This window comes from Mucilaginibacter phenanthrenivorans (assembly GCF_024721155.1).
GTDB classification, from domain to species: Bacteria; Bacteroidota; Bacteroidia; order Sphingobacteriales; family Sphingobacteriaceae; genus Mucilaginibacter; species Mucilaginibacter phenanthrenivorans.
Map to the genome: position 1 here is coordinate 182,617 of NZ_JAHVAP010000008.1, position 14,169 is coordinate 196,785.

11 protein-coding genes are annotated in these 14,169 nt (G+C 41.8%); 6 read left to right on the top strand and 5 right to left on the bottom strand.

Going from position 1 to position 14,169, the window contains the following annotated elements:
- The first annotated feature begins 25 nt into the window (after positions 1 to 25).
- The 3 genes from KXD93_RS20275 (at position 26) to KXD93_RS20285 (ending at position 2,388) form a co-directional block, all read left to right on the top strand.
- On the top strand, positions 26 to 961 hold the full coding sequence (locus KXD93_RS20275; RefSeq protein WP_258139177.1) for a DUF5777 family beta-barrel protein: 936 nt from the start codon (positions 26 to 28) through the stop codon (positions 959 to 961).
- Positions 962 to 1,054: 93 nt separating this feature from the next.
- Positions 1,055 to 1,723: a hypothetical protein gene (locus KXD93_RS20280; protein ID WP_258139178.1), complete on the top strand. Its 669-nt coding sequence runs from the start codon at positions 1,055 to 1,057 to the stop codon at positions 1,721 to 1,723.
- A 71-nt stretch (positions 1,724 to 1,794) separates the two neighbouring features.
- Positions 1,795 to 2,388: a TMEM175 family protein gene (locus KXD93_RS20285; protein WP_258139179.1), complete on the top strand. Its 594-nt coding sequence runs from the start codon at positions 1,795 to 1,797 to the stop codon at positions 2,386 to 2,388.
- 75 nt (positions 2,389 to 2,463) lie between these two features.
- On the opposite strand, the gene KXD93_RS20290 is transcribed toward KXD93_RS20285, so the two are convergent.
- The 4 genes from KXD93_RS20290 to KXD93_RS20305 form a co-directional block, all read right to left on the bottom strand.
- A complete protein-coding gene (locus KXD93_RS20290; protein WP_258139180.1) occupies positions 2,464 to 3,264 on the bottom strand; it encodes a hypothetical protein in 801 nt (266 codons plus the stop codon).
- 185 nt (positions 3,265 to 3,449) lie between these two features.
- Positions 3,450 to 4,193 carry an outer membrane beta-barrel protein gene (locus KXD93_RS20295; RefSeq protein WP_258139181.1) on the bottom strand — a complete coding sequence of 248 codons (744 nt, stop codon included), beginning with the start codon at positions 4,191 to 4,193 and terminating at the stop codon, positions 3,450 to 3,452.
- 342 nt (positions 4,194 to 4,535) lie between these two features.
- Positions 4,536 to 6,143 carry a SusD/RagB family nutrient-binding outer membrane lipoprotein gene (locus tag KXD93_RS20300; RefSeq protein ID WP_258139182.1) on the bottom strand — a complete coding sequence of 536 codons (1,608 nt, stop codon included), beginning with the start codon at positions 6,141 to 6,143 and terminating at the stop codon, positions 4,536 to 4,538.
- Positions 6,144 to 6,177: 34 nt separating this feature from the next.
- On the bottom strand, positions 6,178 to 9,291 hold the full coding sequence (locus KXD93_RS20305; RefSeq protein ID WP_258139183.1) for a SusC/RagA family TonB-linked outer membrane protein: 3,114 nt from the start codon (positions 9,289 to 9,291) through the stop codon (positions 6,178 to 6,180).
- 317 nt (positions 9,292 to 9,608) lie between these two features.
- Between KXD93_RS20305 and KXD93_RS20310 the strand changes: the two genes are divergently transcribed.
- Positions 9,609 to 10,715, top strand: coding sequence for a c-type cytochrome (locus KXD93_RS20310; RefSeq protein WP_258139184.1), 1,107 nt, complete (start codon positions 9,609 to 9,611; stop codon positions 10,713 to 10,715).
- Between the two features lie 20 nt (positions 10,716 to 10,735).
- Here KXD93_RS20310 and KXD93_RS20315 read toward each other — a convergent pair whose 3' ends face one another.
- Positions 10,736 to 11,638, bottom strand: coding sequence for an AraC family transcriptional regulator (locus tag KXD93_RS20315; RefSeq protein WP_258139185.1), 903 nt, complete (start codon positions 11,636 to 11,638; stop codon positions 10,736 to 10,738).
- A gap of 171 nt (positions 11,639 to 11,809) precedes the next feature.
- On the opposite strand from KXD93_RS20315, the gene KXD93_RS20320 reads away from it, so the two are divergent.
- Both KXD93_RS20320 and KXD93_RS20325 read left to right on the top strand, forming a co-directional pair.
- Positions 11,810 to 12,844, top strand: a complete 1,035-nt coding sequence (locus KXD93_RS20320; protein ID WP_258139186.1) for an aldose epimerase family protein — start codon at positions 11,810 to 11,812, stop codon at positions 12,842 to 12,844.
- Positions 12,822 to 14,168 carry a sugar porter family MFS transporter gene (locus KXD93_RS20325; protein ID WP_258139187.1) on the top strand — a complete coding sequence of 449 codons (1,347 nt, stop codon included), beginning with the start codon at positions 12,822 to 12,824 and terminating at the stop codon, positions 14,166 to 14,168. Before KXD93_RS20320 ends, KXD93_RS20325 begins: the two co-directional genes overlap by 23 nt.
- The last annotated feature ends 1 nt before the right edge of the window (position 14,169 follow it).

Sequence of the window (14,169 nt, forward strand, 5' to 3'; positions counted from 1 at the left end):
CACACACACTCAAAACAACCTTTATATGAAGAGATCAATTATCCTGTTTAGCTTCGTGGCGGTAAGCCTCGGAGCAATGGCCCAAAAAACCACTACTGATAATAAAGGTAGTGCTGCCGATTCATTGCTGAACTCGATGAGTGCAGACGATAACAAGGGCCCTATAGTTATTGCCAAATCGTCAAGGTACGTACTGTCCCAAAGTACCGAAACGATAAAGAAAAATAACCTTAACTTTTTAGTGATCCATCGCTTTGGCGACTTTGCCGGTAAGCAGGGCGGAGGACGGCTCTATTATGGCCTTGATGACGTTGCCGATGTGTACATAGGATTTGAATATGGAATTTCGGATAACCTGAATATTGATATTGGACGCAGCACTATTGGCGGATTGGCTGACCTGGAGTTAAAATACGCTGCGTTGCACCAGTCAAACGATGGATCACCTTTTGCGGTTACCTTAATTGGGGAAACAGGTTTCAGACCTTATGGCGCGAATTTTACCAAAACAACCGACAGGTTCTCATATTTCGGGCAGGCCATTATCGCTCACAGCTTTTCGCCCGGAAATGCGCTGCAGATAGCGCCTTCGTTTGTACGCAATAACACGCCAATCCCCTTTGAGCCGGGCAACGATCTTGATTTTTTTGCACTTTCAAGCACCCTTCGTTTAAAGCTTACCAAACATTCCGGTTTTATTATTGACTATGCACACTCATTCTCTTCGTATCAGCATACCAAAGGCAACGGTTTTTCCGACCCGCTCGGTTTTGGGTATGAAGTTGAAACAGGCGGCCACGTATTTACAATTAATGTAACCAATGCCCGCGCGGTAAATGAGATCACCTACTTAAGCAGCACGCAATCAAGCTATGGCCGCGGACAGTATCGACTGGGCTTTACCATCTCGAGGATGTTCGATTTTAACGGACATAAAAAGGAGAAAAAGGAAGATAAATAACGACAATAATCAATTATAAAAAGGTAAAAATTAACCATAACGGGGGGCGGTATTTTTATAGCTTTATTAGCTGTAAATTATACCGGCCTTTTTATGAAAAAGAGATTTCCTATAATTTTTTCCTTGTGCTTTATCATATTCATTTGTTATTTTAATACCGTTTTTAGTCAAACTAATCCTATCGGGATGTTTGATTATCATGGCGATATCGGGCATCCTAAAAACACCGGTTCAGCGCAATACGATAAGGTTACCCATACATATTTTCTAAAGGGTTCGGGTTATAACATCTGGTTTAACCGGGACGAATTTCAGTATGTCTATAAGAAAATAAAAGGTGACTTTACCGCAACCGCCAACTTTGAGTTTATTGGTGCAAAAGGAAATGACCACCGTAAAATAGGGTGGATGATAAGGGAGTCGACAGACGAAAAGTCCATAGAGTTAAATACAGTTGAACATGGTGACGGCTTAACAGTAATGCAATGGCGCTCACAGACCGGGGAAAATATGAAGGATCCAGAGGGCGAGATTTTTTACCCGGAGAAAAAATTTGAAGTAATCCAGCTACAACGGATCGGGAAACGGCTTATCATGCGTATTGGTCACGTTGGAGAGCCGCTGAAAACAGTAGGCTCGCACATTATGGAAAATATGCCGGGCGATGCCTTCATTGGCTTATTTATTTGTTCGCATGATCCGGAGGTAATAGAAGAGGCGAGAGTTTGGGATGTGCATATAGAAACGCCGGGATCGGAATAAAAAGCCGTGTGCCTTTTGACTTTCAGCTTTCATCTAAATTTTCTATTTTGTGTGCTGTTAGGTTTATTAATATGGATAAAGGACGTTTGGAGGCATTTAGTGATGGCGTAATTGCCATTATCATTACCATAATGGTTTTGGAACTGAAAGTGCCTCATGGAGCCGATATCAAATCACTGCTGCCGCTTCTCCCGGTATTTATCAGCTACCTGCTTAGTTTTGTTTATGTTGGGATTTACTGGAATAACCATCACCATACTATGCAAGTGGTTAAATCGGTAAACGGCACTATTCTGTGGGCCAATATGCATTTGCTTTTCTGGCTTTCATTGATTCCGTTTGTAACCTCGTGGATGGGCGAAAATCATTTCGCGCAATGGCCGGTTACCTGTTACGGCATTGTTTTGATCATGTGCTCATTGGCTTATGCTTTATTGATGATAACCCTTATCAGGCACCATGGCCGGAATTCTGTTTTAGCACAGGCTATCGGGAAGGACCGAAAAGGTAATATTTCTACTTTGATCTATGCTACTGCAATTGTCGTTTCTTTCTTTAGCGCAAAAACCAGCTTCGCATTGTATGTGGTTGTGGCGTGTATCTGGTTTATTCCCGATAATCGAATTGAAAAAAAGATAATAACTGAGGAGCCGCCTTGTAAATAACTAGTCATTGGTCATTCCGTTATTAGTCATTAGCATTTCCGCCAATAACTAATGATGCAATTACCAACGATTATTTTAAGCTGATTGTAGTTTATTCAAAGATTCTGACGGTTGAGTTTTCCACCCAAGTGCAAACCATAACGCCAGGATGCATCCGTAGCTGCCGCCACGTTCAACCCATTCAAATATTTCATAATGCGGGTAAAATAATTCGCTCATGGCCTTCCATGCCAAGAAAATCAACAATATGGAGCGGATCGGCTTTATCAAAACTAAAATAGCGGCTACAACCTCTAATGCCCCGATTAAATGCCCCACGCTTACCGGGTCTGAAAAACCGAGCGAAGTATATTGTCCCATTAATCCCTTTTTACCAAGGAGGTTAAGCCATCCATGGCCTGCAAGAAGCAGAAACACTACTACCTTTAAACAGGTTGTTACCGTTGCCAGTGCTTTTGCATCGGGTTGAACATCGGGGCTGATTGGAGTAAACAAATTTTTAATATTTAGCTGCATGCCTCCGGACAGTAGCAATAACGCAAGTGGAGCGCCAAAATTACCGGCACGTTCAATAAATTCAGCAAATGGTTCGCCGGATAAGGGGCGAAGCAGCGCTGTGACTATTCCCCAGGTTACGAGCCAAAGCGGGATAACACGTAATGGATAGATAAGCATAATTATGCCGCAAAGGATATCAAATGCTCCAACCCAGGGCATCAGGTGATAAGCCATAACCTTGCCAATGCCAAATACGGCAAAATAATTGCACCAAACTGCCTTGGTAATTATTCCGAATGCCCCGTGACCTATAAAGCACATTGCAACTGCAAAGCGCAGCGTGTAGTGAAGCTTTTGCTGAAGATTAAGGTTTAACATGAGAAACAGGCTTCAATTGGCTTACTTTTAATCAGGAATGCTAAAGTATAAAAAAAAATCAATTGTTAAAATCAAACAGATTTAATCTATGTGTAATCTATACTTTATGAAAGGCGATTGCACCGAAAAAAAAAACAGGCAGCTGTTTTTGTAGCTGCCTGTTTACATATCGGTATAAAGTTACTTTAAAAATGAACGCCTATTCCAAACGTTGCCTGTATTTCACTTATAGGTAATTTAGTTACCAGGCGCCCGGTAGTTCCAAGCGCAGAAGTATCGCCTGTTGTACTAATCTTTAATCCGCTTGAGTTTACATAATTAAGACGCAGGCCCAGGTCCCATCCGTCGGCAAATTCCCAGCGAAGGGCTGCCTGTCCGCCATAAGCAAAAGCCGATGCTTTTGAACTGGCTTGAGTTATAGTTTGCGAAGAATTATTTTGACCACTTATGTAAATTGTAAGCAGGGGCGTGGAAGAGCTTTTAAGGATCCCTGCATCAGCGCGAACATCAACAATAAATTTGCTGAATGTAAAGGAATACTGGGGACCGAGCATATAATTCATGTTATGATAGCGGTTAACAGCCTGCACAAGGGTAGAATTTACCTTGAAGATATTGTTATAACCGTCAGACAGTGCCTGAGCATCGCTTTGAGTAAGTTCACCCTGATCCTGGAAGCTGACAACGCCACCTATTGCTAAATTTTTATAAACGTAAACAGCGCCTTCAAGACCAACTGTTATACTTCTTTTAGCAAAGCCAGCCTGGTTGTTGTTATAATCTGATTTGGCGAAATCGCCCAGGGGCTTGGTGTAGCCGGTGAAAAGTGAAATATAACTTTTTACATATTCCTTTGGTTCAGAATCCTGTGCTTTGGCGTAGAAGGAGATAAGTGTAATAATAGAAACTAGTGTAAGTGTTTTTTTCATTTTATGGTGTAAGGAACGTTTTATCTGATGTTAAATTTAATATGACAGGTAATGCACGTACATCGGTTATGCAAACGTGTAAAGAAAGTTAATAGTATTCATATTAAATCTTAAAAAATGTTAAATTTTAGCTATAATAAAGCAGTTCAACAGGTTAGGAAGCTTATTTCCCAACAAACCCAGTGACCGGTTTCTATTAAGCCGCTAAAATAAGGCTAAAAAGTCATTCGTGGGATATTTCTTTTAATTACTTCAATTATTGACATTATAAACAGGCGGTATAAAAAAACAAAAGCCATCTTGATAAAGATGGCTTTTGTTAAAAAGTGTTTTATAAAACGGCTATGGCAGATCCCACCATACCCTGCTGGTGATTTTATCACCGCCGGTCAGCCTTGATACCGCTGCATTATAATTTACAGGGTTTACCTGCTTATCAGCTACAGAATATTCCATTCTGCGGGGGATGGCGCCTGGTGATTGCGAACCCGGGTATGCGCGTGGCGCCCTAACGAAGGTGGGCATTTCAGTACGGCGAAAATTACTCCAGGCTTCGTATTCATCCATAAACGTTGTAACCCAGTATTGATCATTGATCATTTCAAGCCCACTGGCTGCAACATATGGATGGGCTGTATAATAATCCCCCGCAGCCGATGCAGCTACAGTAGCTGCGGCACCAAAAGCAGATAATTCCGTTATACCATTTATTACGCCATTTTTATAATGAGTAGTCGCATCGCCAAGTCCCCAGCGTTGGGCGGCCTCGGCAAGCAGCAATTCGGTTTCTGCATAGGTTAACACCAACGTCGGTGCTGTGGCATAAAACACATTAGGGCTGGGCCTTGAATATCCGGCTATACTGCCAGGATACGTCTTCGTATGCGTAACCGGGTCGACGTAATTAGAGATGCCGTACAAAACCGTGTTACCAACATCATATCCATTAGGTAAACCAAGCTGATCCGCAGGGTCAGAAGATCCTCCTGACGGATCGGGGTTACTCAAGGGATCAAAGTCGGCAGGATAAAGATAAGATAGTACAGGTAACCGGGGATCATTAGTACTTTGCAAAAAATCTATAAAGGTTTTACTTATTTGCCAGGATAACTGCACCTGGCCGTCTTCGCCTATACCCCTGTAAATCCTGTTAACCGAAAGCGGGTCGTTACCATCATGCTGTACAATGGCGTTGTCATCGTTACTTAGCATAGTTTTACCCTGCACCTGCGTAGCATATTTTTGTGAAGTGGCCGGATCCTTTTTTGTAAGGCGCATGGCAAGGCGCAATAAAAATGAATTTCCAAATCTTTTCCATTTAGCTATCTGATCATCCTGGCCTGAATAAAATAGGTCTCCTGAAGGTTTATCTGCATTGTTATCAAGGCTGTCTACCGCTTGCGAAACTTCTTTTAGCATGTCGCTGTAGATGTCCTGCTGTTTATCATATGCCGGAAAAAATACCGAGCCGTGATAACCTAAACCAGCCTGGAAATATGGCACATCACCATAAACATCGGTAATGCGTTGAAATATAAGCGCCCTCATTATCCGCGACATTTGGTGCAGGTTTTTGTACTGTGGTTTACCCTGGGTGGTTGTATATAAGTCTACTGCGTATTTTACAGCTTGTGTATAAACATTGTCATAAAAATAACCAAAGCCACCCGTGCTGAGCAGGTACTTATCCCCAAAAAAGATGCCTGAAGTTGAAGCGTAGTGCTGAATAAAACAACCTGCGCCCGCAATTTCAGTTTCTTCCACTTCCTGTGCGTTATTGCTGCTGCCGGTGTAATAAAGCTGTGTACTGGTAAGGATATTATTAGGGTCGAAAACATCAACCGACACTGCATTAGGATCGGTATTTGTTTTTAGCAGATCTTTTTTGCATGATGCAAAAGCCATTAACATAATGACGCTTGCAAGTATATATATAGTTTGTAATTTCATGTTGAGCAGTTTATTATATTTTTCAATAATCATCTTAAAATTTCACGTTAAGGTTAAAACCAAATGTACGGGTATAAGGCACCGTAGCCTGTTCTATACCTTGCGGCCCGTTTGAATAGTTTGATTCGGGGTCGATGTCTGGTGTATGTTTCATGATGGTAAACAGGTTACGGGCAACAAAGCTTAAGTTGATAGCCTGGATCTTGTTATTGAATAAACTAGTCGGGAAGGTATAACCAAATATCAACTGCCTGAATTTAATAAAGCTGGCATCATAAATAAAAATGGCTGGATTGTTTGCGGCAATGGTTTGATAGTAAGTTTGTGCAAAAACTTGCTGATCGCCATATAGTTTATCCCTGCCAGGAAGTGTTGCTTTTGATAAACCAAAGTTATAGCCGTACCATTCTGTGCCCGAGAATATTTTACCACCAAATTTACCATCTAACAGGAATGAAAAGTTGAAATGTTTGTACCTTAATTCGCTGGTGATACCGGTTGTCCAGGGGCTAATAGCAGAGCCTGCGTCAACATAGTTTGTGCCTTGGGCAGGTGCGCCAGTGCCGGGGTCAATAACGATTTTACCATTGGCGTCGCGCTGCGGATCAGCAACATAGATCTGGTAAGCCGATTTGCCTATGGTTTGCCCTATATAAGCAACACTTACATTCTCATCCTCGCCCGCACGCGATGAAGAGCCGGTAGGGATATTTCCTAAGCCGGTAACAAGTGCCAATACTTTATTGTTATTATATGACACGTTAAGAGATTCTGTCCAGGTGAAGTCTTTTGTTTTGATGGGTGATCCTGATACGAGGAATTCGAGACCTTTATTTTGGATAACACCTGAATTGAGTATAACGTTGGTATACCCTGATGATTCAGATATTGTTGCAGGTATAACCTCTCTGCTTTCTTTTTTATTGTAATATGCAATATCAAAGTGCAGGCGGCTATTAGCGAAGCTTAACTCGGTGCCGATCTCTAGTTCTTTAGCAGACGATGGCTCTAATAGGGCATTTGGTACAGTACCACCATTAGAAATATTGCCTATTGGATGGCCGTACAAATTACCAATGTTATTATAACCCAATAATGTTTGATATGGAGAATCAGCCTCACCACCCACATTAGCATAACCTATCCTTAATTTTCCAAGATCCATACCTGGTATGTGAATCAGTTCGGAAAATACAAATGAACCGCTCAGCGAAGGGTAAAAGTAATTTATTTTTTTACCCGGTGCCAGGGTGGAGTACCAGTCGTTACGGCCGGTAGCTGACAGGTACAGGAAATTTTTATATGCAAAATCCAATGTGCCGTAAATTGATTTATTAACGGTTACAGGGTTGTATGTAGATTCCCGGGGGTATAAAAGATTTCCAATTGTATATAAATAAGGCGTTGCAAAATTAGCTCCGCCGGCGTCAATCTGGTCTACAACATATCTTCTTGAATTTGCGCCTAAAAGTGCAGTTACATTGAAGTCCTTCGTAACCTTAAATTCCTTACCCACTATAGCATCTATATTCAGCTCAGATGATTTCTGGTTTTCTTCTGTCATATCCCCTGTCGGTTCGTACGCTGTACCATTGGGAGTTACGCTTGTGTTCCTGTCAGCAAAATAATCTTCACCTGCGCGCAATTGCAGGTATAATCCATTGTCGAAAGTGTATTTAAGATCGCCGGAACCTATGAACCGATTGCGGCTTGTATTGTTGATGAATTTGTATGCTGCGAAATACGGATTGGTAGTGTAGGGGTCATCCAAAAATTGATTTTCGGATCCATCCGCTTTATAACCCGGGGCGAGTGTAGTTATGTTAACGTTAGGCGGCAGAAACTCCGTAGCAAAGTTCAGGTTGCCGGGAGCATCTGATACTGATGGGCGATTGTGTGTATAAGCATAAATGTATTGTGCCTTTAATTGCAGGTCCAGGTGTTTATCCAACTTATAATTTGCGGATAATGTAAAGGATTGTTGTTTATATCCTGCATTAGGTATAATACTGTTGTCATGCAGGTCGCTTGCCGAAAAACGCACACTTCCATCATCACCGATATTCTTACTGAACGATACTGTATTTGTTAAATGTGTTCCGTTTTTATAAAAACGGCCCATATTGCCATTTGCAACTTCGCTATAGGGCCTTTTAACACCATCAAATTGATAAACCATCTTTCCATCGAGCTTAGCTCCCCAGGCGGATAATCCTGTTTCAAATGCAGAAGGGCCATCAATGGGTTTTTGTTGGTTAGAGCCCTGTCCATACGTCGTCTGCCAATCGGTGTTGTCTATTACGCTGGTTATTACAAAGTTGGAGTTCAGTTCCACACCTGTACCTTTAGCATTTTTACCCGATTTGGTAGTAATTAATATAACACCTTTACTACCCCTATAACCATAAAGCGCCGAAGCAGCCGCACCTTTCAACACGGAAATAGTTTCTATATCATCCGGGTTGATATTGATGGTTTCATCGCCACCATCAACTCCGCCGTAACCTTGCGAGTCGGTTTGTCGGGACGTACCATTTGTCATAGGCACACCATCTATTACATATAATGGCTGATTTGAGCCTGTAATGTCCGAAATACCACGGATCACCACGTTTGCAGAGCCTCCGGGCCCTGTTGATACACCGGATACGTTAACACCGGCAACCTTTCCCTCCAGGCCGTTTACAAAGTTATTGTCGCGCGCCTCAGTAAGTGATGATCCCTTCACCTCGGTTACAGAATAACCCAAAGCGCGTCTTTCCTTCTTTATACCCAAAGCCGTTACTACCACGTCCTTTAATTGCTCTGACGACGGGGGTAATTTAACGTCTAATTTAGTTTTACCGCCTACAGCAACTTCGGTTCGTTTATAACCTATATAGGTAAAAACAAGTGTTGCGGCAGGATCGGCAGTAATAGAGTAGGTTCCGTTACCATCGGTAAAGACACCTTTGGTCGTTCCTTTTATGCCTACCGTAACGCCAACAAGTGTTTCATTTGTTTGGGCATCAGTCACCTTACCTGTTACGGTTATGCCGGTGCTGGTTTGGGCTGCGGCTGTCCTGCTAAGCAATAAAAGAAATGCTGTCGTGGCGACAATATTCTGCAGAACCGAAGCAAATTTTTGAAAGTAAAGATTTTTTCTCATAGAGTGAATTTTGGGAATAAAACTAGAATCTTATTATTTGAGTAATTGGGTAAGAACTAATCGCCTTTAAATCAATCATCATCAAATGGGGCTGGATCGGAAATATTGAATAGGCTTAGTAAAGATAATGTTAAAATGGTACTAAAAAACTTCTTCGCAGAAAAAAAATGTACCATGTTTGTTACTTGAACTCGCATATAACTATTTAGTAACAGGTGTCGTAACCAATTGATATTCCGCTTTTTTGTTTCATCAAAATAACTAACTTCACACAGTATTTTCGTCTTTCGGTAACCTGAAATCACTTATTAAACAATATGCCATCCCCTGAAAAAAAGGAACTTGTTAAGGCACTGCTTAAGGTGTCAAGGTTTGTAATTTATATCACCTTGATATCCCTTGCCTGTATGGTAATTATCATTGTTATTTTATTGAGCGATGGAAAAACGGGCGCACCCGCACAAACTGCGGTTGACAGCAAACCTGTGTCCATTGGGGATACTCACGCTTCCTCACCAAATAGTGCTAAATCAGCACCAGCCATTATTTGGACGGCTCCTGACACAGCAACTATCCCAGCAGGTAGGGCAGGTGAAATGATCAGGTACGGCAGGGATCTTATTGCGCATACAGGAAATTATTTTGGTCCGCAGGGCAGTATTGCTCATATAAGTAATGGTATGAATTGTCAGAATTGTCACCTCGAGGGCGGCAGCAGGCTTTTTGGGAATAATTTTGCCAGTTTTATAGCAAGCTATCCTAAAATGAGCAACCGATCGGGCAAGATTGAACCAGCTACCGGGCGGTTTGTGGAATGCTTTAAGCGGAGCCTTGGCGGCACAAGTCCCGATACTTCAAAAAAGGAGACCCGGGCCATGCTGGCCTATATGAAATGGATAGGGCTGGGCATTAAAAAAGGGCAAACGCTATATGGTAATGCTACAGAGAAATTGCCTTTTTTGAATAATGCGGCAGATGCTGCTAAAGGGAAATTGGTGTTTATTTCAAAATGTAAAAGCTGTCACGGAGTGAATGGTGAAGGATTGTTAGCAGCTGATAAAAAATCATACACCTATCCTCCTTTATGGGGACAGCACAGCTATAACGACGGCGCAGGGATGTACCGGATAGGTAACCTGGCAGGATTTGTTAAAAATAATATGCCGTTCGGTGCAACGTATAAAAAACCTCAATTAACAAATGAAGAAGCCTGGAACGTGGCGGCCTTTATCAATTCGCAGCCGCGCCTGCATAAGGATCAGCATAACGACTGGCCCGATCTGACCAAAAAACCTATCGATTTTCCGTTTGGACCCTACGCTGACAACTTTAGCGAAAAACAGCATAAGCTGGGGCCATTTAAACCGATTGCTGCATACCAAAAAGGTCACACCATTAAAAAATCGAAGACGGATGTTTTGTAAATAGTTGATGGTTAGGTGATTTATTCTGTCGTTTGGTTTTTTTTGCGATAGTCGGTAGGTGAGGTTTCCATCAGTTTGGTAAACATTCGTGAAAAATAGTATTGGTCCTCAATTCCCAAAGTAAGAGCTATTTCCTTTACCGCCATATTGGTGAATGAAAGATACTGGCAAGCCTTTTGAACTTTTAACTGGTTAAAGTATTCAATTGGCGAGTGGCCGGTTTTTGACTTAAAGAGCGCGGAAAAATGAGATGCTGACAAGTTTACAAACGCGGCAAGATCTTCCAGCTTCAGTGTTACGTCCAGCCGCTCCTGCATGTGGGTAATCGTTTTACTCACAAAGTCATCGTTGTTCGTTTTATCAATATGATTAAATTGGTTTTCGTAAATAAGTGACGATAAGAAATGTGAAAATATCATATTCACATAACGGAGGGTATCCTCACTGTATCCCTTTTCAAGGTTAAAGCAGATGTCCTCAAAAAGTTTTATCCGGTCTTCGTTAAATGACAGGTACGGCTTGTAGTTTTCGGAGTTCTTTAATATCAGGCCGACTATAAACGCGGCAATATCACCCTTAAAGTGCATCCAGTAAATAGTCCATGGCTTATCGGTATTTGCCCCATACCTGTGCGGCGTATTTGCCGGAATGGTAATGAATTGAGAGGGCATCAGCTCAACCCTTTTTTTATTTATTTCCAGCCAGCCCGTTCCTTCCGTGCAATAGATGATGATGTGCTGGCTTATACCCGCGGGGCGTTCCACAAAATGGTGTTTTGCTTTAGGGTAATAGCCTATATCGGTTATATAGGTTTGCCTGGTAACAGGGTCCTTACTTAAAAAACCTGTTATTATCTTTTTGGGCAGCACAATAAGTTTTTGCCCTGCAAAACCCTCTCTCAGCCTCACATTTTTTTGCTTCATTGCAGTTAAAGGTATCTAAATGGTTGATGCAAACTTAATTAAATAGTCGTAATATAATCCATCATTATAATAATAATACCTATTCATTAAATGGTTTTAATCCATGAATTTTACAACAACCAATAGCGATGCATTTTATTTACATTGCTTTTATAAATCTAACTGAACCTAATGATTACGTTTACGAATTTTGGCCATGTTAACCATAAGGAAGTTTTGCTCTTTCAACTAAAAAACTCCTCAGGGGCAATGGTTGAGCTAACCAACTATGGTGCCGCCATTGTATCCGTAAAGGTGCCTGGCACGGATGGAGAAATGGCTCATGTAGTTGCAGGGTTCAATAACCTGCAGGCGTATCTTGATGACAAATGCTACATTGGATCGACTATTGGGAGATTTGCCAACCGCATAGCTAATTCAACTTTTAGCTTGGAGGGTAAGCAATACTTATTAGAAACCAACGACAATGCAAACAGCAACCACGGTGGCAGCAGCGGCTACAATTATCAGGTGTTTGACTATAGAATGGAGCATGAAAGGGTATTGTTTACCCTCAATAGCCCGGACGGCGATGGAGGGTACCAGGGCAACCTCGAACTAACGGTTTGTTATGAATGGACAGCAGAGAACCAGCTTAAAATCAATTATCTTGCAACAACCGACCAATTAACCATAGCCAATTTTACCAATCATGCTTATTTCAACCTGTCGGGAGAAGGGGATGACATTACCGGCCACCGGTTGAGTATTTATGCAGATAAGGTGCTGGAAACAGACAATGAATATATCCCAAACGGGGAAATAATCGCGGCTGGAAAGAAAGCTCTTTCGGGAGATAAACTTGGGGATAAGATTAGTATAAACGATGGCATGGGGTTCAACGATTATTATATCCTCGGTAACGTATCTAAAAACATAAAATTGGCTGCTGTTTTGGATCACGAAGCTTCGGGCAGGAGGCTAAATGTTTTTACTACCTATCCGGGTTTAATGTTTTATACGGGAGATTACTTAAACAGTACAGCCCCCGGACATCTGTCAAAACCATATAAACCGTTTGATGGATTATGCCTGGAATGCCAGTTTTACCCTGATGCACCAAATCACAGTGGTTTTCCATCAACAGCGCTAAAGCCGGGTGAACAATATAAGGAAGAAATAATTTACGAATTTACTTTAATACATGAGCCAACTATCAACCTTTAACAGCCGCTACATTATCGGAATCTCGTTTATCTCGGCGCTGGGCGGCTACCTGTTCGGGTTTGATTTTGCGGTGATCTCAGGAGCGCTTCCGTTTTTGAAAATACAATTCGCAATAAACTCGTGGTGGGCGGAAGGCGGCCTAACCGGCTCATTGGCTTTAGGTTGTATAGTTGGCTGCCTGCTTGCAGGCCGGATCGCGGATAGATACGGACGGAAACCCGGATTGATGATAGCTGCTATTATCTTCGCTCTGTCTTCGATAGCTATTGCGTTCGCTAAGGTATTAACTTACTTTGTAATTATGCGTTTTGCAGCCGGGATCGGCGTGGGGATGGCCTCCATGCTTTGCCCAATGTATATCGCTGAAGTGTCTCCAGCATCGGTGAGAGGTCGTAATGTAGCCATCAATCAGCTAACAGTTGTTATTGGCATTCTAATAACTAACCTGGTTAATTATTTTCTGGCAGATAAAGGTGTTGACGCATGGCGTTGGATGTTTGGACTTGGTGTTATTCCCTCTACTATATTTTTAATTGGCGTGTTGTGGCTTCCTGAAAGCCCCAGATGGCTGGTAAAAGCCGGGAAAATAGACCAGGCAAAATTGGTTTTAAATAAAATAGGATCGGAAATGTTTGTAAAACAAACCTTTACCGCTATCGAACAATCAATGGCAGGTACGGAAAAACAATCGTATAAAGCCGTTTTTGAAAAGAGCGTACGACCAGCGGTAATTGTTGGTATAACATTGGCAGTATTCCAACAGTTTTGTGGTATAAACGTTGTGTTTAATTATACGTCAACCATATTTCAATCTATAGGAGCTAATCTTAACAAACAATTATTTGAAACAGTTGCCATTGGTGCGGTGAACTTGATATTTACCTTGCTGGCAATGTGGCAGGTAGATAAACTTGGCCGCAGGCCGTTGATGCTTGGGGGATCAATTGGCCTGTCGTTAATTTATATAATATTAGCATTCTTACTGCAAAACCATTCATCAACCGGCTTAGTATCTATCTCTGTTTTATTGGCGATCAGTATCTATTCTATGTCGCTTGCTCCGGTTACCTGGGTTCTTATTGCAGAGATATTCCCCAATAAGATTCGTGGTCTGGCATCGTCGGTAGCAATAGTTTCTTTGTGGGGAGCTTATTTTATATTAGTATTTACATTTCCCTTATTGGCGAAAACATTAGGAACCTACGGGACATTTTACGTTTACGCAGGCATCTGCTTTTTGGGCTTCCTGTTTATTAAATACAAGGTCAAGGAAACAAAAGGGCAAACATTGGAAGAACTGGAACAACACTTTGCAGGGCATTAAA